This is a genomic window from Pseudomonas sp. TNT2022 ID1044 (assembly GCF_028656895.1).
Classification (GTDB): domain Bacteria; phylum Pseudomonadota; class Gammaproteobacteria; order Pseudomonadales; family Pseudomonadaceae; genus Aquipseudomonas; species Aquipseudomonas reinekei.
On the sequence record NZ_JAMDHB010000018.1, the window covers coordinates 36,617 to 62,649 of the forward strand.

A 26,033-nucleotide genomic window follows, 5' to 3' on the forward strand; every position below is an offset into this window, starting at 1 on the left:
CGGCACATCCCGTAATGAAGTGCCTGACACTCAGCCATCGCGGGCAAGCCCGCCCCCACAGGTATTGCGCGTCTTCTCTGCCCTACGGCGCCGGCGCCGGTTCCGGCTCGTTGGTCACTCGCAACAGCCCCCACAACCCGGCGGTATTACCGAAGGAAGCGTTGTCGCGGTACAGGTAGTCCCCCGCTATCGCATTGCTGCCCCCGGCGCTTGGGTGCATGAAGCTGAAGTGCGCCGCCGGCAACACGCTTTCCCGGGCGCCGATGTACATCGACATCGGGTTGAGCCCGAACCTCACCGAGCCCACGCCTGGCTTGCCCATCGGGTAACCACCCAGATCGCTCTTCTCCGACTGGAACGGGTTGACCGACCAGACGTGACCGTCGAGCTGGAAGGTCGAGCCGCGACTGCCACCGGACGGCATCAGGATGTGCGTGCGGAACGGTTGTCCCGGTTTGACGTAGAACACCGGGGTTTGCGGATCACCCCCCACCAGGGCATTGCTGTAGGCCATGTGCGCGTTTGGCACGTCGCCGAAGGTGCCGGGGCTGCCGGCGTGACCGAACGGCGCATCCGGGGCCAGGCCGAAGCGGAACCACATTGGTTCGATCTTGTAGTTGATGGCCATGCTGGCGTTGTCCTTCGGATCGTTCGGTACACCGTTGCCTTCCGCGGCAATGCCTTCCACCGGCCGGCCATTGGCCCAACGCGTATTCAAGGCACGCTGCCAGACCATCGCGAAATCGCGGTAAGTGGTCTGGCCCGACGCGGTCACCGTGGCCGAAGCGCGCTTGGCATCTTCAACCCAGGTGGAACCAATCGGCAGGACACTCATCGCACCGCCCAGGCCTTTTTGCGGTTGCTTGATCACGTCCGCCGGGGTGAAGTTCAAGCCGCCGAACTCCACCGCCGTGGCGTTGATGTTGTCGACGTTGCGCCCCAGTTGAGTGATCGGTTTGCCTTCACGCTCCAGGTGCCCGGCGTAGTACTGGTAGGTACGGGTCGGGTACGCGCCGGTGGTGCCGACGCGCGGTGGCACGGTCTGGGTCGGGTTGGCGCCGACGTTGGCACCGTCGGATTTGGTGATGTCATAGGCCAGCAGTTGTGCGTGCAGGCCGACGTGGCTCGATGGCCGCAACAGGTTGTTGTTGAACGTGGTCGAGCCCATCCCGTCGTTGCGGTCACGCTTGGCCAGGCCTTGCATGATCGCGGTCTGGGCCAGATCAGGCATGACGCTCGGCAGACGGTTTTCCAGGGTGATGTTGATGCAGTCACCCGCCGCTGCACGCAGGATCAGCGGTTCGACAGGCACACCGGGTTTCAGCTTGCCGGTGACCGGGTCGAGGTCGCCCTTGCGCACATACAGGATGGCGGTCGGGTCGTGCAGAGGGCCACTTTGCCCGCCGATGGTGAAGGTCTCGCCATCTTCAGGATCGTTGATCGTGACCTGCGGGATGCTCATCGGCCGCGAGTTCAGCACCAGGGTACCGCCCGCCGGTTTCAACGGCCCGCCAACATGCTGGCCGATACCCGCCGGGTCATCGATGGACAGGCCCAACGGATTGCCGAGGATGTCGTTGGCCAGGGCCGCGACCACTTCATAGTTGCGTTGCACGGTTGGCCGGGTGCCGATGCCGTTCGGGTTGGCGCCATAGCGTGGGCAGATGCCGTCGAACGCCACGGTGTTACGCATGCCGGTCGGTTTCGGATTGCTCGGCACGGCGAACAAGTCGCTGCGTTGCGCGGTGTAGTTGCGCATCACACCCCAGATGCCGTTCCAGTAACCCTCGATGGACGCGTCCATGGTGTACAGGTAGTCACCGGTGGTCGCCGCCGCACTGGAGATCATCGACACCGGCGCATTGAAGCCCATCTGCTCGGAGATACCGACCATCTGCGACGCGCGCCAGCCGGAGTTGGAGCTGTTGCCGAAGCCGGAACCGCTTTGCAGCCATTTCACGCCGTGCAGGGTGACGTTGTGCTCCTCTTCGTGGCCGCCGGCATGCACCCGTAGCCGCACGTTGTCACCGGTGTAGGTGCGCAGCATCGGCGTGAACGGATCGCCCGGCTCGGCGCCGCCCTTGTTGATGTGCGGCGGGAACAGCGTGGTACCGCCGGTTGGGCCGGTGGCCGCGGTGATCAGGTTCGGCGCCAGGTTCATCGCCGGGATCGCACGGTCGGTACGGCTTTGCATGGCGTACGCGAGGTCGCCGCCCAGGCCGTCGGCCTGCATGCCGCGCTTGCCGTCCGGGCCGACCTTGTTCGGGTCGTACACCCGCAGGGCCAGCGGTTCGTTGCGATAGTTGACGACGAACATGCCTGGGTCATCCACCGAGATCGCTTGCGGGCATGGCCGGCTCGGGCAGAGCGGTTTCACACCGCCGCGCAGTTCGACCACCGCTTCGAGCAACTCGCTGGTGTTGTCGCGTACCGGCGGGTTGATGGCGTAGCGGAAGCTGTCGGCCGTGGCCGGGAACGCTTGCGGGTTCGGCACGCCGTCAGGGCCGGCGCCAACGTACACACCGGCTTCATAGGCGTGCTGGAAGTCGCTGTATTCGAGGAAAAACTCGCGGAAGCTGTCGTTCTTGCCGTCGCCATCCAGGTCACCGGTAGAAACCACCGCTTGCCACGAGGTCGGTCCGCCGTCCTGCCGCGCGCCGCTGTACAGCGGCTCGCCGGTTTCGGCATGGAACCAGGTGGATCCGGCCGGCTCAGCCAGAACAGTGGCGTACAGGCCAATCTGTTGGTGCGTCGATGGGCCGAGGTGGTCGTGGGTGAAGATGGTGCCCAGGCCGCGGTCGACGCCATAGGTGTTCACCACCGGATCGACGAACCAGCGCTGCATCGCCGTACGCGCCCCCACCCAATCGGCCCGGCCATATTGACCGAAGAACGGGTGATTCTTGGCTTTCGGACAGGCCGGTGTGCCATCGCGCGGATCGGTGCCTTCGCACTGGTTGAACTCGCGAATGGCTTCGATGCGTTCTTGCACCGCACCTGGGGAAAGAACGCCGTCCTCATAGTTCCAGCCGTTGGATGAACCATCGGCGGCCACCAGATCCCACTTCGGCAGGTGAATATGCTGGCCGATCACGTCGGTCGGCGTGCGCACTTGATAGTCGTCCATCTCATAGGTGGCCGGCACCAGGTTGGTTTGCTGGTACTGCACGCAATCGAAGGTGTTCATACGCATCACCAGAGGCTCAGGCGGACGCTGCTTGGTGATCACCGGCCAGGCGTCTTCCCACAACGCCAGGATGCGCGCTTGCGGGAAGTGATAGCCGACCTTGTTGTACACCGCGTCGAACTGGATATTCGCCGCTTTGTAGACCCGTGGACGGTCGGCGGTGAAGGTCGAGGCGCCGATGAACGACATGCCGTCCAGACGCTCGCCACTCATGAACTCACCAGTGCCGGCGCTGCTGGTCAGGCGTTTTTGCCGGTCATCCATGCACGGTTCGTAGTACGGCGCACCGGCCACCGGCAAGGCGCCGTTGGTGCGGAAGTTGCGCGCCACGATCTGGTTGCCGGGCAACAGGGCGAAGCTTGGGTGGTCTTTCTTCGCGTGGAAAGCCATGGCTGCCTGTTCGACTTCGGTGCCCTCCTCAGGCAGGTAAATCGGCTTGGCCCGTGTCACTGACTTGGAGAAATCCAGCGACGTGGTGACCGTTTCGGCTTCGCCACCCTCGGACACACCGCCCAGGGCATGGCGCGGCAAACCGCCGTCCCAGCCACCGGACTGATTGGGGTCGAGGTCGGCCCACAGCGCTTTGCCACTGGCTTTCAAGGCTTGCGCGGTGGCGGCATCGAGCATGTCCAGCGGTGGAGTCGGTGGGCGTTGGCCGACCGAACTTTCCATGCCGCCGATCCAGAATGGATAGCCAGGGTTTTTCAGGGTGCCATCGGCGTTGCGGTTGGCTTCGCTACGATCGACCAGCGCCAGCGAACCAATGGCTCCGGTCACACTGCCGCCATGATGCTCGCCGTCGTCGTCGCCTTCTTCTTCATCATCGTCATCGTTGGCAGCCACCAGGGTTTCGCCGATTTTCGGCACGACCGCGACTTTGCCGGGCATGGGCGGCATGGCTTTGCCTGGCAGCGGGACCACTGCCGGGATTGGCGTGCCGGCAACAATTTCACCATCGGGCAACGCCCGTGCATCCACCGCCGGTTTGCCGCTGCGCAGGGCATACGGCTCGCTGTGGAAACCATCGGCGCCCTGTTGCGACACTTCGAGCTTGGTGCCTTCTTCAAACACATCATGCACGCGCCACATGGCCCACATGCCCTGGGCGAAGTGCGGGTAGAAGTGGCAGTGATAAATCGCGTCGCCTGCCACCCGGTTACGGTTACCCGAACCGCCGTTGGCGATTTCATAGGTGTAGCCGGCGCCCGGCCCGATGCCTTGGGCATCCACGTAGTCGGAGTTGTCGTCGTTGGGGTTGAACAGCCACTGATGGCCGTGCAAGTGGAAGATGTGGTGCTCGTAGCCGTTGTGCGTATTGCGGAATTTGACGAAGTCACCGATGTAGCTGTGGGCGACGTTCGAAGGCTCCGACGGATACAGCGCCGTGGTCGCCTTGATCCCGACCTGGTCGGCGTTCGGCGTCTGGCCGGGGGTGATGCCTTCCAGCCCGGCGTTGGCCGGTACGTCCACCAGCATCGCCACGTCGCCGACGGTGTGGGCACTGAGGAAGAACTCTTCATAGGCGCAGGACAGGCAGTCGTGCATCGGCCCCACGCCCAGGCGGTTGGCGAGCACCTCGGCGCCCATGCCACCGGCGCCATAGTTGATCATGAACGAGTCGCGGGTCGGCTCCAGCACATGGGCCATCACCGGGTCTGCAAAGTAAGCGGGGAACGCTTGGGTCACGGCGGTTTCATCCTGGAACTGCGCGGAGAAATCGCGGAACGGCTCCAGCCGGTTGGGGATCGCCGGGTTGCGTTTGCCGAGTGTTTCCAGTGGGTAAGTCGAAGCCGGGAAACTGCCGTCGGCGTTGCTGCCCATGACGATGGCATCGGCTTCGCTGGAGACGATTTCATTGCCGTCGACCATATTGATGATCGGCTTGCCAGCCTTGCCTTCACGGATCCACGGCTCGCGCTGCGGGTAGCGCGCCTGGTAATCGACTATCGGTTGACCGGCCGGTGTGCGCCCGGTAGTGGCCAGGCGCATCTCTTCTTCGGTGAGGGTGTTGCGGTAACTGCGACCGCCCTTGGGCATCACCGCCACCTGGCCGAACAGACCATTGGCGTTGTTGCCGGCCGCGCCTTCGCCACCGAAGGTCGCGCCACGGCTGCTCACCGTGAACGCGCCTTCGCGCTCGGCGTACAGGGTGTACGAGCGGCTCGCACCGGGGGCGACCAGGCTGTTGGCGTTGCGTCCGGTATAGGACGAGATGTCATCGATGCTGTTGACTGCCTGCATGCCGTTGACCTGGAAACCGACGTGGCGGTCAGCCACTTGCTCATCGGCCTTGAACTGCTGTTGGCCGCCACCGATTTCGATGCCTTCCTCCTCTTCACCCTCCTCCTCTTCGCCACCGTTGCTGTGGGAACCGGGGTTGGCCTGGTAGGCCAGCAGGTTTTGCAGGTTGACGGTCAGGCAGTCACCGGCAGCCACCCGCAGCGTCAGCGGACGCGGACGCTTGTCAGGTCGCAATGACACTTTGCCCGGCACGGCCGCGCCTCCTTGCTCCAGGGACACCTGGCGCTCATCGACCACATCGCGGCGCAGGGCGAACATCATGCCGTTGACGTTCTGCGCACCGAGGCGGTTGAACATCAACGGCTGGTCCAGCGCCACGACGTTGGCCACCAGGTTGCGTTCACAGCGCACAGCTGCTTCGGACATTTCGATACCGAGCATCGAAGCGACCAAAAGCAACCAGGGAAGGATTCGTGGAGCGTGGTAAATGCCGGTCATGATCACGGGCCTCACTGTGGGTGCTCACAGGGAATAATTCTCGACAATTCCCATTGAGCAATCTGCATGCCATAAAAAAATCGCTGGCTTTTCAATCACTTGTGTTTATCGCTTCACACGTCGGGGGAAATCCCCCACTTATTCCCCACTTTTTCGCCGGGGCCGGTATGCCCCAATGTCGGGGAACCATTGCGGTGGCCCTGATCACAGCGGGGCATCCACTGCCAGCCCCTGCAGCCGCCGGTACTGACGCAAAACGCTCGGCACGTAACGCTGGGTTTCGGCGAACGGCGGGATCACTCCGCCACGGCTGAGCACCGCTTGCGGCCCGGCGTTGTAGGCCGCCACGGCAAGGGCGATATCGTTGTCGAACAAGGTCATCAGGCGTTTGAGGTAACGGGCGCCGCCCTGGATGTTGGCCTTGGGGTCGTAGACGTCCTTGACCCCCATTTCGCGGGCCGTGTCGGGCATCAACTGCATCAGCCCGCCGGCGCCCTTTGGCGATACGGCGCTGGCGTTGTAGCTCGACTCGGCCTGGATCACCGCGTGCAACAACGCCGCCGGCAGCTGGTTGTCCGTGGCCGCCGCCGCCACCAGTTCGGCGTAGGGCCGGGTGGCGATCATTTGCGGTTGCTGGTCGAGGCTGACGACCGCCGCCTCGGCCTCGCGAATCACCCGCTCGTATTGGCGACCGGGGCGGTGGACGTTGGACAGGACAAAGTTGCCCTTGGCGTCCACGGAGACGAATACATCAGCCTGAACAGCGCCAGCCAGCAGCATCAAACCGAGCATTGCTGTGGTGAGAGTCTTCATGGTTCCTTCTCCCCTGCCCGGCCCCGAAAAATGGGGGTAATGCCCCAATGGCCGGTCGTTTATCAGCCATACGCAAGCACTGTGCCGAAAGCGCGAGAGGCCGTATTACGGGGGTTACAGAAGCAAGCCAGACCTTATGCAGACCTTTGCATGGCAATTGCATAAGCCTTGTTGCGACCCTTCTGCCGACTGTGTGAGGTCATCATGAAACAGCGTTCGCGTGTCTTGGCTCCGCGTACTCAACGCGGGTTCACCTTGCTTGAACTGTTGGTGGTGCTGGTGGTGCTCGGGCTGTTGGCCGGCATCGTCGCGCCGAAATATTTCGCTCAATTGGGACGTTCCGAAGTGAAAGTCGCCAAGGCGCAAATAGAAGGCCTGGGCAAAGCCCTCGATCTTTATCGCCTGGAGGTCGGCCATTACCCGTCGACCGAACAGGGCTTGCAGGCACTGGTCACCGCACCCAGCGACGAAACCCGCTGGACCGGCCCGTACTTGCAGAAAAAATTGCCGCAGGACCCATGGGGCCGTAACTACGCCTACCGCTATCCCGGCGAAAACGGCGAGTACGACCTGTTGTCGATGGGCAAGGATGGCCAGCCCGGCGGCGAAGGCGAAAACGCTGAAGTCACCAGTTGGCAATGACGGATATGGCGACCATGCGTTTTCACCTCAAAGCGGTTGGCAAGGCCGGTGTGGTTTCAATGACCGTTGAAGCCCCCGGCCACAGCGAAGCCCGGCGCATCGCCGAAGACCAGGGCCTGCGGGTAGTCAGCCTGCACGCCGAGCGACACTGGCGGGCATTGCGCCTCAAGCAGCGCGAAACCTTCAACCTGGTGTTGTTCAGCCAGGAACTGACCACGCTGCTCAATGCCGGCCTGCCGCTGATCGACGCGCTGGAAAGCCTGGCGGAAAAAGAATCGGCGCCACAGGCCCGTAAAACCCTGAGCGAATTGGTGCGCCTGTTGTATGAGGGCAAATCGTTCTCCCAGGCCCTGGGCCAGTTGTCGGCGGTGTTCCCTCCACTGTATGTGGCGCTGGTGCAGTCCAGCGAGAAAACCGGCGCGGTGGGTGAAGCGTTGGGCCGTTACGTCAGCTATCGCCAACGCATGGACGAGGTTCGCCAGAAGATCATCAGCGCCTCGATTTACCCGATGCTGTTGCTGGTGGTGGGCGGTGGCGTGGTGTTGTTCCTGATGGGGTATGTGGTGCCGCGCTTCAGCCTGGTGTTCGAAGGGCTGGGGTCGAGCCTGCCGTGGTTGTCGCAGATCCTGATGACCAGCGGCATGTTTCTGCACGCGCACCAGGGCGAATTCTTCGGCGCCTTCATGGCCTTCATCGTTGCGATTGCCCTGCTCCAGCGCCAGCCGTCGTTTCGCCGTGGCCTGGATCGCCTGATCGAAAAACTCCCGGCGGTGCACCAGCGCATCTTCATGTATGAACTGGCGCGTTTCTACCGTTCACTGGGCATTTTGCTGCAGGGCGGCATACCCCTCGTCACCGCCATGGGCATGGTGCGCAACCTGCTCACCGTCGCCTCGCGATCGCGTCTGGACCAGGCCTGCGAGCGTGTGCGCGAGGGCCAGTCATTGTCGGCGGCGCTGGAACTCAATCACCTGGTGACCCCGGTTTCCCTGCGTCTGCTGCGCGCCGGCGAACAGTCCGGCAACCTCGGGCAGATGATGGAGCGCAGCGCCGACTTCTACGACGAAGAAATCAGTCGCTGGATCGAATGGTTCGTGCGGCTGTTCGAACCGCTGCTCATGACCTTCATCGGTTTGTTGATCGGGGTGATCGTGATTCTGATGTACATCCCGATTTTCGAGCTGGCCTCAAGCATTCATTAACCCCTCTGGAATGGGGGCTGGCTGCCGCTCGCGGAGTTTTTCGACGGACTGACTGAATAAATCGCCGCCGTGGCGTGTTCACCTTCCGAATAGGCCAGCACGTTGCAATGTTCATCCACGTTCCAACCTGAACAAGAAGACGGAGAACGACATGCACATCAACAAGCTTTTACTTGCAGTTGCTATTGGCGCGGTTTTGTCGGCGTCTACCGTACTGATCCCGGACAGCCTGTCCGGGGTATCCAGCGCACAGGCACGAGATGGTGGTAGTGGCGGTGGTGGCGGTGGTCATGGGGGTGGCGGCAGCGGTGGCGGTGGCGGCGGTCATGGGGGTGGTGGCGGCAGCGGTGGCGGTGGCGGTGGTCATGGGGGTGGCGGCGGCAGCGGTGGCGGCGGCGGTCATGGGGGTGGCAGCGGTGGCGGTGGCGGCGGTCATGGGGGCAGCGGCGGTGGCGGTGGTCACAGCGGTGGCGGCAGCGGTGGCAGCGGCAGTGGTCATGGCGGTAACAGCGCCGGCAGCGGTCACAGCAGCGGTGACCATGGGTCATCACACTCCGGCAGCACAGCGTCGAACTCCGGACGCAGCAGCAACCATTCCGAACCGGGTGACGATCACGGCGTCCATCGTTCGGGCGACGACAATGGAGTACATCGCTCAGGTGATGACAATGGCGTACATCGCTCGGGTGACGACAATGGCGTTCATCGCTCAGGCGAAGTCGGCGACGATCGTGGCATGCACGCTTCGGGTGAACCGGGTGACGACAAACGCGTCAACTGACATGCACTGTTCCCACAATGAATGTGTGGGGTGAACTCACATCCACTTACAGCGCAAAACCCTGCAGGAGCAAGCTTGCTCGCGATAGCGGAGTGTCAGACAACAGCAATGTTGAATGCCCCGCGCAAACGCGAGCAAGTGGGTTCCTGCAAAGGGCAATGTCAATCGGGCAATGCATTCACAAGCCACCCTGCGCTGTATCCAGCCGCTCACGCAAGAACCCGATCAACGCCTGCACTGGCCGCGACGACTGGCGATGCTGCGGATACACCGCCGACAACGTCAGCGGCTCTGGTCGAAACCCATCGAGCACCGGCACCAGCCGGCCATCCTTCAAGGCCGAGCCGACGATAAACGTCGGCAAATAGGTAATGCCCATCCCGGCAATCGCCGCGTCCCTGAGCAACTCCCCGTTATTGACCCGCATCCGCCCGGTGACGTTGACGGCCAGTGGTTTGCCCTGCCCCGTGAACCGCCACTGCACCTGACGACCGTGGCCGTACGGCAGGCAGTCATGCTTGAGCAAATCTTCAGGTTTGTCCGGCGTGCCGCGCTCGGCCAGATAAGCCGGACTGGCGCAATACACACGCTCGATCGAGGCGATGCGTCTGGCAATCAGCGTCGAGTCTTCCAGCGTGCCGATGCGCAAGGCCAGGTCGTAGCCTTCACCGAGCAGGTCCACCGGGCGATCGCTCAAATCCACTTCCACGGTAACGTCACGATAACGCTGCAAAAACACCGGCAGCAGACAGCCCAGGTGCGCCAGTGCAAACGACAGCGGCGCGCTGACGCGGATGGTGCCGCGCGGCTCGGTGGTCTGCCCGGCGATGCCCTGCTCCACATGCTCGACGTCTGCGAGCAGGCGCAAGGCGGATTCGTAGTAACTCTGGCCAAGCGGCGTGACGTCCAGGCGCCGGGTCGAGCGATTAAGCAGGCGCACGCCGAGGCGTTCTTCGAGTTGCATCAGGCGGCGGCTGACGAATTGTTTGGACAGGCCCAGCTGATCAGCCGCAGCCGTGAAGCTGCCAGAATCCATCACCTGGCAAAAAATACGCATGTCTTCGAACGGGTTCATTGTCACGCCTTGGTTGACGGTCCAGCACTTTATACCAAGGAGCACGTCGAGCAGCCGACGGTTTTTTATGCGCGAGCGAGCCTGCTCGCGATAGCCGTTTCACATTCAGTACGTGTACCGGATGATCCAACGCCATCGCGAGCACGCTCGCTCCAGGTTTTGCGTTTGAAGATTACTTCGCGGTAAACGTGGTGTAGCTGTTGATCAGGTTACGGTAGTTCGGGATGCGTTCAGACAGCAGGTTGGCCAGGCCTTCCATGTCGTTGCGCCAGTCGCCTTGCAGCTCGCAAGCCACGGAGAACCAGTTCAGCAGCTGTGCACCGGCCGCCGACATACGCGCCCACGCCGCTTGTTGCACGGTGGTGTTGAAGGTGCCGGAAGCGTCGGTCACCACGAATACTTCAAAGCCTTCGGCCAGTGCCGACAGGGTCGGGAACGCCACGCACACATCGGTCACCACGCCGGCAATGATCAGTTGCTTGCGACCGGTGGCCTTCACTGCCTTGACGAAATCTTCGTTGTCCCAGGCGTTGATCTGGCCAGGGCGCGCGATGAATGGCGCGTCCGGGAATTGCGCCTTGAGTTCCGGCACGATCGGGCCGTTCGGGCCGCTGTCGAAACTGGTGGTGAGGATGGTCGGCAGGTTGAAGAACTTGGCGATATCGCCCAAGGCCAGCACGTTGTTCTTGAATTCGTTGGGCGAAAAATCCTGAACCAGCGAGATCAGGCCCGTCTGGTGATCGACCAACAACACAACGGCATCGTCTTTGTTCAGGCGTTTGTAGGGAACGTTGCTCATGAAAAAACTCCTTGGTGGATGGATGTCGCTTGCAGCGCCGGTCCGCACGACCGGCGCTGTTTTTATCTGTCAGAAGGCAAAACACGAGCAGCCGAAGGCGCCCCAGAAACCGGCGAAGTCACTGACCGGGGCATTCGACAGGCGCGCGCGGTCATGGCTGTGCGCGTGCACCGTGCAGGGTCCACTGCACTGGTGAACCTGCGCCTGCAACGGCGAATTCGGCCGCCAATGCCCGGGCACTTTCACCACCGGCGACCAATCCGGCAGCACCGGTACACTGGCCGGCCCGAGTTTTTCGAAATCACCGGCGGCGTAAACCACCTTGCCGCCCACCACGGTCAGCACGGATTCGATCCACTTGATCGCCTCTTCATCGACGCTGAAAAAGTCCGCACTCAATGCCGCGACGTCCGCCAGTTGCCCAACCTTGATCTGGCCCTTCTTGCCCTGTTCGGACGAAAACCAGGCGCTGCCGTGGGTGAACAGTTCCAGCGCGGTCAGGCGCGACAAGCCCTCGGCGTGCAACTCCAGACCGCCGACGGTGCGCCCGCTGACCATCCAGTACAGCGAGGTCCACGGGTTGTAGCTCGACACCCGCGTCGCGTCGGTGCCGGCACCGACCGGCACCCCTTCGGCGAGCATGCGCTTGATCGGCGGTGTCGCTTCAGCAGCCTTGGCGCCGTAACGCTCGACAAAATATTCGCCCTGGAACGCCATGCGGTCCTGAATCGCAATGCCGCCACCCAGCGCCCTCACCCGCTCGATGTTCTGCGGGGTGATGGTTTCGGCGTGATCGAAGAACCAGGGCAGGCCATTGAACGGAATGTCGCGGTTGACCTTCTCGAACACATCGAGCATGCGGCTGATGGATTCGTTGTACGTGGCGTGCAAACGGAACGGCCAGCGTTGTTCGACGAGGTGGCGCACCACCGGCTCCAGTTCGTCCTCCATGCTTTGCGGCAGGTCCGGGCGCGGCTCCAGGAAGTCCTCGAAATCCGCCGCCGAGAACACCAGCATTTCCCCGGCGCCGTTGTGCCGCAGGTAATCGTCGCCCTGGTGCAACTTGACGCTGCCGGTCCAGTTCTTGAAGTCGGCCAGTTCTTCCTTGGGCTTCTGGGTGAACAGGTTGTAGGCAATGCGCACGGTCAGTTGCTCATCCTTGGCCAACTGCTCGATCACCTGATAATCGTCCGGATAGTTCTGGAAACCGCCGCCGGCATCGATGGCACTGGTCAGGCCCAGGCGATTGAGCTCGCGCATGAACTGCCGCGTCGAGTTGACCTGATACTCCAGCGGCAACTTCGGCCCCTTGGCCAGGGTCGAGTAAAGAATCATCGCATTGGGTCGCGCCACCAGCATGCCGGTGGGGTTGCCGTTGGCGTCGCGAACAATTTCGCCACCCGGCGGGTTCGGCGTGTCGCGGGTGTACCCGGCTACCCGCAGTGCGGCCCGGTTGAGCAAGGCACGGTCGTACAAATGCAGGACGAACACCGGCGTGTCCGGTGCGGCCTGATTGAGTTCTTCGAGGGTCGGCATGCGCTTTTCGGCGAACTGGAATTCGTTCCAGCCACCCACCACCCGCACCCACTGCGGCGTCGGCGTACGGTCGGCTTGCTCCTTGAGCATGCGCAGCGCATCGGCCAGCGACGGCACGCCTTCCCAACGCAACTCGAGGTTGTAATTCAATCCGCCCCGGATCAAGTGCAGGTGGGAGTCGTTGAGGCCGGGAATCACGCAACGACCCTTGAGGTCGATCACCTGCGTATTCGAGCCGCGCAAGGCCATGGCTTCGGCATCGCTGCCGACCGCGACAAAGCGGCCATCGCTGATTGCCACGGCAGTAGCGAACGGGTTTTCGCGGTCAACGGTATGAAATTGGCCATTGAACAAAATCAGATCGGCGTTCATCGCGTTTCCTTTGGCAAATTAGAGGCGGACAGCCACGGCGCGAACAGACGCGTCGCCATGGGCATGAAGACGTACACCACCGACAGCACGATGGTCAGGGTGATCAGGAACGTGGCAACCACGTAATTGGCAAGGAACGCGTTGAGTTGCAGCAACGGCCCCCAGATCAGGGGCACCAGCAGTGTGTGCGGCAGGATCACCAACAGCGTGACCACTGCCTGCTTCCAGCGTGGCGCAGGCGCTTCGTTTTCGCTCTGCGGCGTAAACCAGAATTCGTTGACCGGGTTGACCTCGGTCTGGTCGCCATCAGCGAGCATCGGCACGGCTTCGTCGACCAGCGCCTGGCGTTGCGGCGAATCGAGCCAGCGCTGCATCGACTCAGTGGAGCAAAAACGCAGCACGCAGGTGTAAGTGTCGAGGCCCGCGTGCTTGCCGCGCACCACATCCACCCCCAAGTGCCCCACGCTCTGCCCCGCCACCTTGACGATATTGCGCAGCCAGGCTTCATAGGGCACTTCAAATCCGGGCTTGACCCGATGCTTGACGACCAACGTGACCACTTCGTCGAACCCGGGTACTTGCGTGCTCCGGGACTGGATTTGTGACATGACGAAAGTCTCCGGCTGAACAAGTTGGATAACGCGTCAATGGTGCCGGTGGCGGGGAGGAAAAAATTGGATGTACGTGCTCTTTTTGCAGAGCGTGCCGCTAGGGCTTGCGCAATAAATAGGTATCCATGATCCAGCCATTGGCCATTCTGGCCGCCTTGCGCACCCGTTCAATCTCCTGCGCCACGTCCTTGAGCTTGCCGCTGATCAGGATCTCATCCGGCGTCCCGAGGTAGGCTCCCCAGTAAATCTGCGTTTCCAGATCTGCCACCTGCTGATAGGCATCCTGCGCATCCAGCATGACCACCAGCGTATCGGCATCGCTCACCTGACCGGCGGCCAATCGCCGGCCCGTGGTGATTTCCACCGAACGACCGATCTGATTGAGCGTCACCTTGTGCTGCGCCGCCAGCGCCTGGACGCTGGTGATGCCGGGAATCATTTCGAACTCGAACGTACAGGCGCCTGACGCGAGAATGGCCTGCAGGATGCGCAGCGTGCTGTCGTACAGCGCCGGGTCGCCCCATACCAGGAACCCGCCGCACTGGCCGTCAGCCAACTGCTCATTGATCAAACGCTCGAATGTCCGCTGCTTGGCAACGTTCAACTCATCGACGCTCGAAGTGTAGTCCACATTGCCACGCTCGCGTTCCGGGCTCACGGCTTCGACAAAACGGTAATCGTGGTGGCTGATGTAGCGCTCACAGAGGTCGCGGCGCAGGTCGATCAGCTTGTCTTTGCTCTGGCCCTTGTCCATGAGAAAAAACACGTCAACCCGATTCAGCGCCTTGACCGCTTGCAGGGTGATGTAATCGGGATTGCCGGCACCGATGCCGATGACCAGTATTTTTTTCATCAAGACCCCCCTTCACGATCAATGCCCGGTAAACGCAAACGCCAGCAACCATTGAACCGCAGTTCGATGGCCGACAACGGCTCGACATCGATCAGGTTGTACGCCGGACTTTGCAGGACGTGGCTCAGCGCGGCGCGAATGATAAATGGATGGGTCACGGCGATGACATGTCCAGGCGTGGCTTGCAGCGTCATCAGCCACGCGGCCGTTCGTTCACAGACTTGCGCCACCGACTCGCCATCATGTGGCGCTGAATCCGGGTCGGCGATCCAGCCCGCGAGCAATTCAGGCTCAGAGGTCTGCAAGTCATTGATCCGTGCGCCGCGCCAACGCCCGAAATCGCAATCCCTCAGCGCTGCAACGACCTCAAACGTGCTGCCGAACAACTCGGCGGTTTGGCGGGTGCGCAACTCCGGCCCGCATAACAGCTTCGGTGTGCCCTTGAACTGCCTGCTGCGCGAACCCCGCGCAGATTGCCAATCCATCTCCACTGGCTCGTCCGTAGGAAAACACGCAAGTTTTTGTGCGACGGTTCGGGCGTGGCACATCAAGGTCAAACGAGTCGCCTGCACGGAGGATTTCTCTGTCGGGTGGAAGAGATGAACGGCGTCTGACCGCCAGAACTTAACCATTGTGCCGTAAGAAAGGGCATCGGGGGTGTTTCGCTTGAGCCGTGGCCTCGGACAGCCAAGGGCTTTTTTCTGTCACAGGATCAGCCATATCTGACTGCACTTTAGGCGATGGCCTACAAGGCGGATGGACTTCCCCGTAGCCGCCATGCACCGCTATAGAGCACCGTTACCGGGCGTTGAAATCGCGCACGAAAATTAGCTAGACATCGAGTGCGGCTTAAATAAATACTGCCTTCAACGGATTACTGATAGCCCACATCCAGCAGGAGCCCGGATGCCTTTGTTGAAAGACCTGATCATCGATTCCGGTCTGGGTTCCGATCCGTACGAACACAAGACGTAAACACCACGACCACCCTTTTGCATGTCTGCAGCGGGCACGGGTAGTGCGTGTGGTCATACCGGTAACGACTGAAAAAAGAGCGACGCCCTACGAGGCTACCGCCGATGAAACGCGTGGAAAACCGACAGTGATTGTCAGGCTGGGTGCCCGCCACCGAGCCCATTGAGACAGGAGTGCATCCATGCTGGTCTTGCGTCCAGTGCAGTTAACCGACCTGCCCCAGTTGCAGCGCCTTGCTCGTGAAAGCCTGGTGGGCGTGACGTCTTTACCGGACGACAGCGAGCGTTTAAGAGAAAAAATTCTCGATTCCTCTACGTCATTCGAGCAACGCGTGCAGAGTCCCGGGCCGGAGAATTACTTCTTTGTCCTGGAGGACCTGACCACCCGCTCCTTGGTGGGCTGCTCGGAGATTCTGGCCACTGCCGGGTATGACGAACCGTTCTACAGCCTGCGCAATCGCCACTTCAACAGTGCCTCGCGGGAGTTGAACATCGATCACGGTGTACCTGCGTTGTCGCTGTGCCACGACCTCAGTGGCCACACGTTGCTGCGCGGCTTCCACATCGATGCGGCATGGGTGCGAACCGCCTCTTCCGAACTGTTGTCGCGAGCGCGCCTGCTATTCATCGCCGCCCATCCCCAGCGTTTTTCCGACACCGTGATTACCGAAATCGTCGGTTACAGCAGCGATGAGGGCCATTCGCCCTTCTGGGATGCCGTGGGCAAGCATTTCTTCGACCTGCCCTACGTTGAAGCGGAACGCTTGTGTGGCCTGGAGAGCCGGTCGTTTCTCGCCGAACTGATGCCGCAATATCCGATCTACGTGCCCATGCTGCCCCAGGCGGCGCAGGACTGCATCGGCCGCGTCCACCCCGACGGCCAGGAAGCGTTCGATATCCTTGAGCGCGAGGGATTCGAAACCAATAATTACGTCGACCTCTTCGACGGCGGCCCGACGCTGTATGCCCGCACCGCCAACATTCGCTCCATCGCCCGCAGCGAAACCACCCCGGCCAGCCCCGGTGGGTCCATCGACGCCCGGGGACGTTATCTGGTCAGCAATGATTCGCTGGAGAACTTTCGCGCCATCGTCGCAGAACTGGACTACATCCCCGGGCAACCTGTCACCCTCGATGCCGCGATGTGTGCAGCGCTGAAGGTGAGCGAAGGCCGACAAGTGCGGTTGATCGCCCTGTGAGCAGTGTCAAGCGCGGTGCCCGACAACCCTCTCTGAACAAGCTCGAAGCAGGAGCGGCATCATGATTGTCCGACCGGTCCAGGTGACCGACCTGCCCGCCCTGCTCACACTGATTCGGCTCGCGGGCCGGAGCCTGACGACGTTGCCAGCGGACGAGGAACGGTTGAACTACCGTTTGCGATGGGCGAAAAGAACGTTCGCCGAACAGGTCGAACGCGCCGATGCGGACTACCTGTTCGTGCTTGAAGACGATGACCAGCAAGTGGTGGGCGTCAGTGCCGTGGCGGGCGCCGTGGGCTTGCGCGAACCCTGGTACAACTACCGGGTCGGTTTGACCGTCAGTTCATCCGAGGACCTGGGCATCCAGCGGCACATGCCGACCTTGTTCCTGAGCAATGAAATGACCGGGCAATCGGAACTCTGCACGTTGTTCCTGCGCCCCGATCAACGCCAGGGCAGTCACGGGCGTTTACTGTCTTTGAGCCGATTGTTGTTTGTGGCGGAGTTCCCGCACTTGTTCGGCGACAAACTCATCGCCGAGTTGCGCGGCAGTGCCGATGAACAGGGCTGCTCGCCCTTCTGGGACAGCGTGGGCCGACACTTTTTCAAGATGGATTTCAGCCATGCCGATCACCTGTCCGGACTGGGCAACAAGTCGTTCATCGCCGAACTGATGCCCCGCCAGCCCATTTACACCTGCCTGCTCACCGAACAGGCGCAAGCGGTGATTGGCAAACCTCACGCCAACAGCGAAGCGGCACTGAAAATCCTCAGCGCCGAGGGTTTTTCCCATAAGGGCTACATCGATATCTTCGACGCCGGCCCGGTGATCGAAGCCCCGACGTCCGGCATTCGCACCGTGCGCGACAGTCAGTTGCTGGAGTTGGCGATTGGCGCCCCGGACGACCAGGCGCCGATATGGTTGATCCACAATCGAAGGCTGGAAAACTGTCGCATCACCGCTGCCCGCGCGCGACAGGCCGGGTGCAGCCTGATGGTTGATCGGCTCACCGCCAAGCGCCTGCAGTTGCAACCCGGTGATTCTGTCCGGGCCGTGCCACTGCTCAACCAACAGCAACAGGCGGTGGCGGCGTAACCCGTCACCGGGTTCATCATGTCCCGCTTTTTACTTGAATCAAACAATGGCATACACCAAAAGGCAGCAATCACGGCAAATTCGTCATCATTCTTGACTCCCCAGCGTGATAGCCTTTTACATCTTCGGCGTTGACACTTTTGCTCAAGCCCTTCCATTTCCATTGGTGGAACTCATATGTCCAGGCTGTCTCATCAAGATTTGCGCCGCAATTTTCGTCAACTCTTCGCGTCCAACACCTGCTACCACACCGCATCGGTCTTCGATCCGATGTCGGCACGCATCGCCGCCGATCTGGGGTTTGAGGTAGGCATCCTGGGGGGGTCAGTTGCCTCGTTACAGGTGCTGGGCGCGCCCGACTTTGCCTTGATCACCCTCAGTGAGTTCGCCGAACAGGCCACCCGCATTGGTCGTGTCGCCCAGTTACCGGTCATTGCCGACGCCGACCACGGCTACGGCAACGCATTGAATGTGATGCGCACCATCGTCGAACTGGAACGCGCTGGCATCGCGGCCCTGACCATCGAAGATACCCTGCTGCCGGCGCAGTTCGGCCGTAAATCCACCGACCTGATCACGGTCGCCGAGGGCGTCGGCAAGATCCGCGCGGCGCTGGAAGCCCGCTGCGATTCGGAAATGGCAATTATCGCCCGCACCCACGCGGGGATTTTGCCGGTGCAGGAGATCATCAGCCGCACCCAGCAATACCAGCGCGCAGGTGCCGATGGCATTTGCATGGTCGGCGTGAAGGATTTCGACCATCTGGAGCAAATCGCCGAACACCTGAGCGTCCCGCTGATGCTGGTGACTTACGGCAACCCGCTGCTGCGCGACGACAAACGCCTGGCCGAACTCGGCGTGCGCGTCACCATCGACGGCCATGGCGCCTACTTCGCCGCGATCAAGGCGACCTACGACAGCCTGCGCGAACAGCGCCAGATCTTCACCCAGGCCTCGGACCTGAGCGCCACCGAACTGACCCACACCTACACGCAACCGGAGGAATACATCCGCTATGCGGAGGAGTTCATGAGCGTCAAGGAGTGATGGGTAGCCCGTCCGCCGGCGCCTGACACGGCGCCTTCGCGGGCAAACTCGCAAACGGGGTCAAACGGAATCCAGCAGTTGCTGATGCGCCCGCCCGTCACCGCAGCAGATCACCCGATTGCGCCCTGTGCTTTTGGCCTCATACAACGCCTGATCCGCATCATTGAGCCACAGCGTCGCCTCCGTGTGCCCAGGATTGAACGCCGCAAGGCCAATACTCAGGCTGACTTTCAGCGCCGGATTCTGTTCATACCCCAGCGTGGCGAAGCGATCCCGCAGGCCCTCCATGACCACAGCGGCGCTGTTCAGGGGCAGGTCCGGAAGGATCACGCAGAACTCGTCCCCCCCATAACGCCCGGCGACATCAGTGGCCCGCAGGTTCTGCTTGAGGATCTTGCTCAGTTGCCGCAACACGATGTCACCGGCGACGTGGCCGTAGGTGTCGTTGATGCTTTTGAAATGGTCGATGTCGATCAGGGCAATCGCCGCGCCCTGCTGTTGCCGTTGGCAGCGCTGGAATTCGACTTCCAACTGGTCCTTCCAGGCGCCGTGATTGAGCAGCCCGGTCAGGCTGTCGGTGCGGCTCAGGGCCAGTAACTCGCGCTTTTGTCGCCCGAGGGTATGCGCCTGGCGATAGCAGATCAAACCCAGCGCCAGCGGATAAAAACACATCAGTGGCAAGCAGGCGTAGAGCTGCAGCTGGCTGGTTTCAGACACAAGCACGGGCCTGAATATCAGCCAGCCGACGCCGATCCCGAGCACCTGCGCGGCGCTGCCCGCCAGCAGAAAACGCAAGCCGCCGATGGCGGCATTGTTCATCGCCATCATGGAAATGGTGGTGGCGCTGGGCAAAGGGTTGAAGTGCATCGCGACCACCCAAAAGCCCCCCATGAAGGCGTCTACCAGCAGGTTACGGTGTTCCGCATGATAGGGGCGCGCAGCGCGGCGCGCCCATTGGAAAGCCAGGTGCGGCCAGAGCAAGCCGTTGAATAGCATGAGGCCCCAGACCCAGGGCGCCGGATTGAGTGGGTACATCGCCACACCCACGCATAACAAACCCAGCACGAGGCCGAGGATGCGCGATGTGTAGAGCCTCCTGGCCAGTGAAAGTCCATTTCCTCCCATCTTTCCCATTGGGACCTCTGCCACACGGAACGAAACCAGATAACACCGGGCTTGCAGGTACGTTTGGAGTCTAACAGGGCAACGTTAAATAGCCATCACCGGCTGGCAGCCCGCTATGGCAGGACAGCCAGCAGGCTTCTCAGGCGCCTTCAATCTCAGATGCAATGGCCCGGCGTTTGGCTATACATGAAGAAAGGCATTGCCTGAAAACGATAAACAAGGAGACGCATGCAGACCTTTCAAGTGCTGATCATCGGCAGCGGTTTTGGTGGCCAGTGCGCCGCCGTCAATTTGCTCAAGGCCGGCATCACCGACTTTCGACTGCTGGAGCGGCGGGACTTCTTCGGTGGTACCTGGTGCCAGAACACCTACCCCGGCGCCGCGGTCGACGTGCCCTCGCCGCTGTATTCGCTGTCCTTCGCCCCCTACCGCTGGACGCAGATGTTCGCCGCGCAGGCCGAACTTCATCGTTACACCGGTTATGTGATGGAGCGATTCGGCCTGCGCGACCGGGTGGAACTGCAAGCCAATGTCGAGCGTGTCGAATGGGACGATGCCGGCAAACGCTGGGCCGTGCACACCACCAAAGGTACGTTCCACGCACAGTTCCTGATCAACGCCACAGGCCCTTTGAGCCAGCCGGTAGTCCCACACTTCGAAGGGCAGGAACGCTTTCAGGGCAAAACCTTTCACACCAATAATTGGGACCATGCCTACGATTACCGGCGAAAACGCGTGGCCATTGTCGGCAGTGGCGCCAGTGCGGCCCAGGTGATTCCGGCGATAGCCCCGGACGTCGGGCATTTGCACGTGTTCCAGCGCACGCCGCACTGGGTGTTGCCCAGGGCTGACCGCACATTCGGGCGTTTCCAGCGCTGGTTGCTTGGGCTCAAGCCGGCCTACACGCTGCTGCGCTGGATGATCTATTGGCAGTTCGAAACCCGGGTAATTGCCTTCAAATACTCGAAACCGGCGGTACGCATGGTCCAGCAACAGGCCCTGCGTTTCATCAAGCGCCAGGTTCCGGATAGCGAACTTCGGCGAAAACTGACGCCGGACTACACCATCGGCTGCAAACGGGTGATTCTGTCGAGCACGCTGTACCCGGCACTGGCGCGTAGCAACGTCACGCTGCACAGCCGCGAACAAGGCATCGGCGCAATCGATGAAACCGGCATCGTCATGCAGGACGGCCAGCACATCGACCTCGACCTGATTGTCTGGTCCACCGGTTATGACGCCACCGACGGGGTAATTTCCTACCCGGTCACCGGAAAAAACGGCACGCAACTGCGAAATGTCTGGGCCGAATTTCCCCGAGCCTACCTCGGCACCGCCCTCCCGGACTTTCCCAACCTGTTTATCGTCACCGGCCCGAACACCGGCATCGGCCATACTTCGGCGTTGTTCATCATCGAATCGCAGATGAACTACATCCTCGACTGCATTCGCACGTTAAAAGCACAAGGTTTGCGCAGCATTGAAGTTCGCCCCGAGGCAGAACGTACCTACACTGAAATGATCCATAGAGAAATGGAGCGCACGGTGTGGAAGTCGGGAGGCTGCCACAGTTGGTATCAAAGCAAGAGCGGTCATGTGATTGCCATGTTTCCGGGGTTCAGTTTCAGCTTCCACCGCTTGACCCGAACCCTGAAACCGGCCGATCACATATTGTCCTGATCCGTCAGAAGGAAGGCGCCTGATGCTTTTACTGGTTGTCGCTATCGCGGTGTTTGCCGCCTGGAGCTGGCTGAGTTACCCGGCCATCGGCTATTGGATTTACAACTTGAGCACGGCCGCCGAAGCCAAGCTGTACAAGCTGCACGAGATTGTTGTGCCCATCGCCGAAATGACCGTCTCGACCTGGCAAGGCGGCCCTTACGAAGCGTCCAGCAACGTGTTGATGCTGCATGGCTACAGTGCCGACAAAAACATCTGGTTGCGCTTTGCCCGATATTTTGTCGGCGATTATCGGGTCATCATTCCCGACATCGCCGGCCATGGCGAAACCGGCTTCAAGGCCGGTGGCGGCTATGACATCCCGCTGCAGGCCAAGCGCATGATCCAGTTGCTGGACGTCTGCGGCGTGGACAAGGTCCATGTGATCGGTAACTCGATGGGGGGTTACCTGGCGGCATGGCTGGCGGCCACGTATCCGGAGCGCATTGTCTCGGTCGCCCTGATCGATCCAGCGGGCGTCACCGAGCCGGAGCCCAGTGATCTGGAGCGGCATCTGGCCAAGGGTCACAACCCGTTCCTGATCAACTCGCGGGAAGAATTCAACTATTTCTATGCCATGACCATGGCCGATCCACCGTGGGTACCGCGCGTGGTGCTGGACGCCTTCGCTCATCGCTATGAACAGACACGGGACGAACTGGAAGAAATCTTCCGCGACTTCCGCGCCAGCCCGCCGATGGAGCCGAAACTGCCTTCGATCAAAGCCCCGGCACTGTTGCTGTGGGGACGCAAGGACCGCTTGATCGACGTCAGTAGCGTGGCGATCTGGAGCAAAGGCATTGCGGATCTGCGGGTGGAAATCTGGGAAGGCATCGGTCATATGCCGATGGTCGAGGCACCGGCCGGATCAGCTCACCTTTATCGGGAGTTTTTGGCATCGCTACGATCGGAAAGCCCGCAGGATCAACGACTGCATTAACGATGCAGTCCTTTGCAGAATGAAGTCCGTCAGAAACTTCGTTTGTCGGCGACGCCCAAGGCTGCGATCTTTTCTTCCATCCTTCTCGTCACCGCGCCAGGAATTCTGTTCATGAACCACCCGAACTTCGTCAGCCCTGACCTGATCCGCCAACGCTTCTCCAAAGCGATGTCCGACATGTACCGCGAGGAAGTGCCGCTGTACGGCGCGTTGATGGAACTGGTTGAAAAGACCAACCGCCACGTGCTCGACAGCGATCCGCAAGTGGCGCAGCAATTGAACGGCACCGGCGAAATCGAGCGACTGGACCTGGAGCGCCACGGTGCGATCCGCGTCGGCACCGCCGCGGAACTGGCCACCCTCGCCCGCCTGTTCGCAGTAATGGGCATGCAGCCGGTGGGTTATTACGACCTGACCCCGGCCGGTGTGCCGGTGCATTCCACGGCGTTTCGGGCGGTGCATGAAACGGCGCTGCAAGTCAGCCCGTTCCGCGTTTTCACTTCACTGTTGCGTCTTGAGCTGATCGAAGACCTTGAGCTGCGGGCATTCGCTCAGTCGGTGCTGGACCAGCGATCGATCTTCACTCCCGTTGCACTGAAGTTGATCGAGCGCGCCGAAACCCAGGGTGGGCTCACTGAACAAGAAGCCGAAACATTCGTCGAGCAGGCGCTGGAAACGTTCCGCTGGCACCACAGCGCGACAGTGACTGCCGAGCAGTACCAGAAACTCAGCGCTCAACATCGCCTGATTGCCGACGTGGTGGCTTTCAAAGGCCCGCACATCAATCACCTGACGCCGCGTACCCTGGATATCGACATCGTTCAGGCACAGATGCCCGCCCACGGCATCACCCCCAAAGCGGTGATCGAAGGCCCACCGCGTCGCCAGTGTCCGATCCTGCTGCGCCAAACCAGTTTCAAAGCCCTCGACGAACCGGTCGCGTTCACTGACCAGGCCCAAACACGCGGCAGCCACAGCGCCCGCTTCGGCGAAATCGAACAACGCGGAGCGGCCCTCACCCCCAAAGGCCGGGCGCTGTATGACCGCTTGCTCAACGCTGCGCGGGACGAACTCAAGGACTTCCCCAATGAAGCCAACGCCGAGCGTTACAACAGGTTGATGGCGCAACACTTCAGCGAATTTCCTGACACCTACGAGGACATGCGCCGTCAGGAACTGGCGTACTTTCGCTACTTCGTGACGGAAAAAGGCCTGGCAGCGGCCGAACTGAAAACCTTGCCACTGGAAGACCTGGTCAGTGGCGGCTATCTGCGAGTAGAACCGTTGGTGTACGAGGATTTTCTGCCGGTCAGCGCGGCGGGGATCTTTCAGTCAAACCTGGGGGACGCCGCGCAAACCCACTACGGCGTGCACTCCAATCAGCAAGCGTTCGAGAAGGCTTTGGGCCGCCCGACCATTGATGAATTGGGGCTGTATGCACAAACGCAGCGGCGCTCGATCGAGCAGTGCTTTACCGCGTTGAGCGAATAAACACAAAAGATCGCAGCCTGCGACAGCGTGTAGACGCTGTCGCAGGCTGCGACCTTTAGATTGTCTACGACTTCAATTTCGCCAACAAAGCCTCAGCCGCCGCCTGGGAGGACGCCGGATTCTGCCCGGTCAGCAACAGACCATCGGTGAGCACATAGCTCGCCCAGTCCGGCCCCTTGGAAAAAATCCCGCCCTTGGCCTTGAGCTCGTCTTCCACGAGAAACGGCACGATATCGGTCAGTTGCACGGCGTCTTCTTCACTGTTGGTGAACCCCGTCACCTTCTTGCCTTTGACCAAAGGCTGGCCGTCCGCGGTTTTGGCATGCCGAAAAACACCGGGCGCATGGCAAACGGCCGCGACCGGCTTGCCGGCGTTGTAGAACGCCTCGATCAGGGCAATCGAGTGTTTGTCTTCGGCCAGGTCCCACAGCGGGCCATGGCCGCCGGGATAGAAAACCGCATCGTAGTCACTGGCTTTTACCGAGCTGAGCACCTCCGTTGACGCCAAGGCCGACTGCGCCGCCGAATCCTTGCGAAAACGCTCGGTGGCTTCGGTTTGCGCATCCGGCTCGTCGCTTTTCGGGTCCAGCGGTGGTTGACCGCCCTTGGGCGAGGCCAGGGTCAGTTGAGCGCCGGCATCTTTAAAGGCGAAATACGGTGCCGCAAATTCTTCCAGCCAGAATCCGGTTTTCTTGCCGGTGTTACCCAATTGATCGTGGGACGTTAAAACCATCAGGATTTTCATGTCGTCACTCCGTCTCGGAACTGCGGTGGTGGCCTATAGCCGTGATGCGCCGAAAACTGCCCGCTTGGGAGGCTGCATGGGGCTTGGCGCGAGGTGGATCATTCGGTGTGTCGGGCGATTCAACAAGGTGCGCCAAAATCCGCCGCCTGTCGCGCAACTTCCTGCGCAAATATCGAGGTGATTTTGCGAGTAAACGTTCCCTGAATTGACTCGACTGGCGGCTTACGGGGCTTTGCGGGGTATGGCACGGACCTTGTTATTCGTGTGGCTCCCATCTGGCGATCTTGCCTTTCGGGAGCCTCACCCAACTCTAGCAAGGAGAGCATCCATGGCTACACCCGCGTATATGTCCGTCACTGGCGAGAAACAGGGCCTGATCACCGCTGGCGCCTTCACCGCTGAATCCGTCGGCTACAACTATCAGGAAGCGCACCAGGATGAAGTGCTGATCCAGGCGTTCAACCATGAAATGGTGATTCCACGTGATCCGCAATCAGGCCAGCCAACAGGGCAACGCATTCATAAGCCTCTGGTGATCACCAAAGTCTTCGACAAAGCCTCTCCTCTGCTGCTCGCCGCCCTGACCAGCGGCGAACGCATGACCAAGGTCGAAATCAAGTGGTATCGCACAACGTCCGGAGCCCAGGAACACTATTACACCACGACGCTTGAGGACGCCGTGATCGTCCACATCAAAGATTACATGCACAACTGCCAGGACCCGGCAAACGCGCTTTACACTCAGCTGGAAGATGTGCATTTCACTTATCGAAAAATAACCTGGACCCACGAAGTATCCGGTACTTCAGGTTCCGATGACTGGCGCGCTCCAGTCGCAGGTTAAGTTGACACGCGCACAATAAATATCGGCCAGCGTTTGCTGGTCGATTTATTGACCGGGTTAAAAATACAAGAATGACTGAAATGGAAAGTGTTCGCCCAGTGCAATGGCCTCGGCAATCCATGCACTGGTAAAGAGCCGTGACACTGGGCGAACGAGGCGCATTTTAAATCAACTCGATGAAGCTGTCCGCGAGTATAAATATGAAATTTACCGATATATATTGGCGGCCGCGAAAACTGAGTG

Annotated in this window: 20 protein-coding genes; 10 read left to right on the forward strand and 10 right to left on the reverse strand. The window is 61.0% G+C overall.

The annotated features are described in order from the left end of the window. Nucleotides 1-82 precede the first annotated feature (82 nt). Together mnxG and M5G20_RS21185 are read right to left on the reverse strand one after the other, a co-directional pair. The gene (mnxG, locus tag M5G20_RS21180; RefSeq protein ID WP_273920689.1) at nt 83-5,926 is read right to left on the reverse strand and encodes a manganese-oxidizing multicopper oxidase MnxG; all 5,844 of its coding nucleotides are present in this window, start codon (nt 5,924-5,926) and stop codon (nt 83-85) included. 204 nt (nt 5,927-6,130) lie between these two features. Further along, nucleotides 6,131-6,739: a lytic transglycosylase domain-containing protein gene (locus tag M5G20_RS21185; RefSeq protein ID WP_273920690.1), complete on the reverse strand. Its 609-nt coding sequence runs from the start codon at nt 6,737-6,739 to the stop codon at nt 6,131-6,133. Nucleotides 6,740-6,943: 204 nt separating this feature from the next. On the opposite strand from M5G20_RS21185, the gene gspG reads away from it, so the two are divergent. The 3 genes from gspG to M5G20_RS21200 all read left to right on the forward strand — a co-directional run bounded on the left by gspG (nt 6,944) and on the right by M5G20_RS21200 (nt 9,364). Further along, on the forward strand, nt 6,944-7,381 hold the full coding sequence (gene gspG / locus M5G20_RS21190) for a type II secretion system major pseudopilin GspG (RefSeq protein ID WP_150733562.1): 438 nt from the start codon (nt 6,944-6,946) through the stop codon (nt 7,379-7,381). Between the two features lie 14 nt (nt 7,382-7,395). Continuing rightward, entirely contained in the window at nt 7,396-8,583 is a 1,188-nt protein-coding gene (locus M5G20_RS21195; RefSeq protein WP_150733561.1) for a type II secretion system F family protein, read from the forward strand. 151 nt (nt 8,584-8,734) lie between these two features. Further along, complete coding sequence (locus tag M5G20_RS21200) at nt 8,735-9,364, forward strand: hypothetical protein (protein ID WP_273920691.1); 630 nt, start codon at nt 8,735-8,737, stop codon at nt 9,362-9,364. Nucleotides 9,365-9,542: 178 nt separating this feature from the next. Here M5G20_RS21200 and M5G20_RS21205 read toward each other — a convergent pair whose 3' ends face one another. From M5G20_RS21205 to M5G20_RS21230, 6 genes are all read right to left on the reverse strand, one after another. Next, nucleotides 9,543-10,439: a LysR family transcriptional regulator gene (locus M5G20_RS21205; protein WP_273920693.1), complete on the reverse strand. Its 897-nt coding sequence runs from the start codon at nt 10,437-10,439 to the stop codon at nt 9,543-9,545. A 172-nt stretch (nt 10,440-10,611) separates the two neighbouring features. Beyond that, entirely contained in the window at nt 10,612-11,238 is a 627-nt protein-coding gene (gene ycaC, locus M5G20_RS21210) for an isochorismate family cysteine hydrolase YcaC (RefSeq protein WP_273920695.1), read from the reverse strand. A gap of 69 nt (nt 11,239-11,307) precedes the next feature. Next, nucleotides 11,308-13,146, reverse strand: coding sequence for an amidohydrolase (locus M5G20_RS21215; protein ID WP_273920697.1), 1,839 nt, complete (start codon nt 13,144-13,146; stop codon nt 11,308-11,310). After that, on the reverse strand, nt 13,143-13,754 hold the full coding sequence (locus M5G20_RS21220) for an antibiotic biosynthesis monooxygenase (RefSeq protein ID WP_273920698.1): 612 nt from the start codon (nt 13,752-13,754) through the stop codon (nt 13,143-13,145). Before M5G20_RS21220 ends, M5G20_RS21215 begins: the two co-directional genes overlap by 4 nt. Before the next feature lie 100 nt (nt 13,755-13,854). Beyond that, the gene (gene cobF, locus M5G20_RS21225; RefSeq protein ID WP_273920699.1) at nt 13,855-14,610 is read right to left on the reverse strand and encodes a precorrin-6A synthase (deacetylating); all 756 of its coding nucleotides are present in this window, start codon (nt 14,608-14,610) and stop codon (nt 13,855-13,857) included. Then, nucleotides 14,610-15,182, reverse strand: a complete 573-nt coding sequence (locus tag M5G20_RS21230; RefSeq protein WP_273920700.1) for a histidine phosphatase family protein — start codon at nt 15,180-15,182, stop codon at nt 14,610-14,612. Before M5G20_RS21230 ends, cobF begins: the two co-directional genes overlap by 1 nt. 584 nt (nt 15,183-15,766) lie before the next feature. On the opposite strand from M5G20_RS21230, the gene M5G20_RS21235 reads away from it, so the two are divergent. The 3 genes from M5G20_RS21235 to M5G20_RS21245 all read left to right on the forward strand — a co-directional run bounded on the left by M5G20_RS21235 (nt 15,767) and on the right by M5G20_RS21245 (nt 18,926). Next, nucleotides 15,767-16,783 (forward strand): arginine N-succinyltransferase, encoded by a 1,017-nt coding sequence (locus M5G20_RS21235; protein WP_273920706.1) that lies wholly within the window; start codon nt 15,767-15,769, stop codon nt 16,781-16,783. Nucleotides 16,784-16,844: 61 nt separating this feature from the next. Further along, the gene (gene astA / locus M5G20_RS21240) at nt 16,845-17,879 is read left to right on the forward strand and encodes an arginine N-succinyltransferase (protein WP_273920707.1); all 1,035 of its coding nucleotides are present in this window, start codon (nt 16,845-16,847) and stop codon (nt 17,877-17,879) included. A 177-nt stretch (nt 17,880-18,056) separates the two neighbouring features. Then, nucleotides 18,057-18,926, forward strand: coding sequence for an isocitrate lyase/PEP mutase family protein (locus M5G20_RS21245; protein WP_150733551.1), 870 nt, complete (start codon nt 18,057-18,059; stop codon nt 18,924-18,926). Between the two features lie 60 nt (nt 18,927-18,986). Here the strand turns inward: M5G20_RS21245 and M5G20_RS21250 are convergent, their stop codons facing one another. Further along, complete coding sequence (locus M5G20_RS21250) at nt 18,987-20,060, reverse strand: diguanylate cyclase (protein WP_273920708.1); 1,074 nt, start codon at nt 20,058-20,060, stop codon at nt 18,987-18,989. A 219-nt stretch (nt 20,061-20,279) separates the two neighbouring features. On the opposite strand from M5G20_RS21250, the gene M5G20_RS21255 reads away from it, so the two are divergent. The 3 genes from M5G20_RS21255 (at nt 20,280) to hglS (ending at nt 24,201) form a co-directional block, all read left to right on the forward strand. Continuing rightward, nucleotides 20,280-21,731 carry a flavin-containing monooxygenase gene (locus M5G20_RS21255; RefSeq protein WP_273920709.1) on the forward strand — a complete coding sequence of 484 codons (1,452 nt, stop codon included), beginning with the start codon at nt 20,280-20,282 and terminating at the stop codon, nt 21,729-21,731. Between the two features lie 22 nt (nt 21,732-21,753). After that, nucleotides 21,754-22,710 (forward strand): alpha/beta fold hydrolase, encoded by a 957-nt coding sequence (locus M5G20_RS21260; RefSeq protein WP_273920710.1) that lies wholly within the window; start codon nt 21,754-21,756, stop codon nt 22,708-22,710. A 111-nt stretch (nt 22,711-22,821) separates the two neighbouring features. Then, on the forward strand, nt 22,822-24,201 hold the full coding sequence (gene hglS, locus M5G20_RS21265; RefSeq protein WP_273920711.1) for a 2-oxoadipate dioxygenase/decarboxylase HglS: 1,380 nt from the start codon (nt 22,822-22,824) through the stop codon (nt 24,199-24,201). 64 nt (nt 24,202-24,265) lie between these two features. Here the strand turns inward: hglS and M5G20_RS21270 are convergent, their stop codons facing one another. Beyond that, complete coding sequence (locus M5G20_RS21270; RefSeq protein WP_273920712.1) at nt 24,266-24,946, reverse strand: type 1 glutamine amidotransferase domain-containing protein; 681 nt, start codon at nt 24,944-24,946, stop codon at nt 24,266-24,268. A gap of 328 nt (nt 24,947-25,274) precedes the next feature. Between M5G20_RS21270 and M5G20_RS21275 the strand changes: the two genes are divergently transcribed. After that, nucleotides 25,275-25,790, forward strand: coding sequence for an Hcp family type VI secretion system effector (locus M5G20_RS21275; RefSeq protein ID WP_273920713.1), 516 nt, complete (start codon nt 25,275-25,277; stop codon nt 25,788-25,790). Nucleotides 25,791-26,033: the final 243 nt, after the last annotated feature.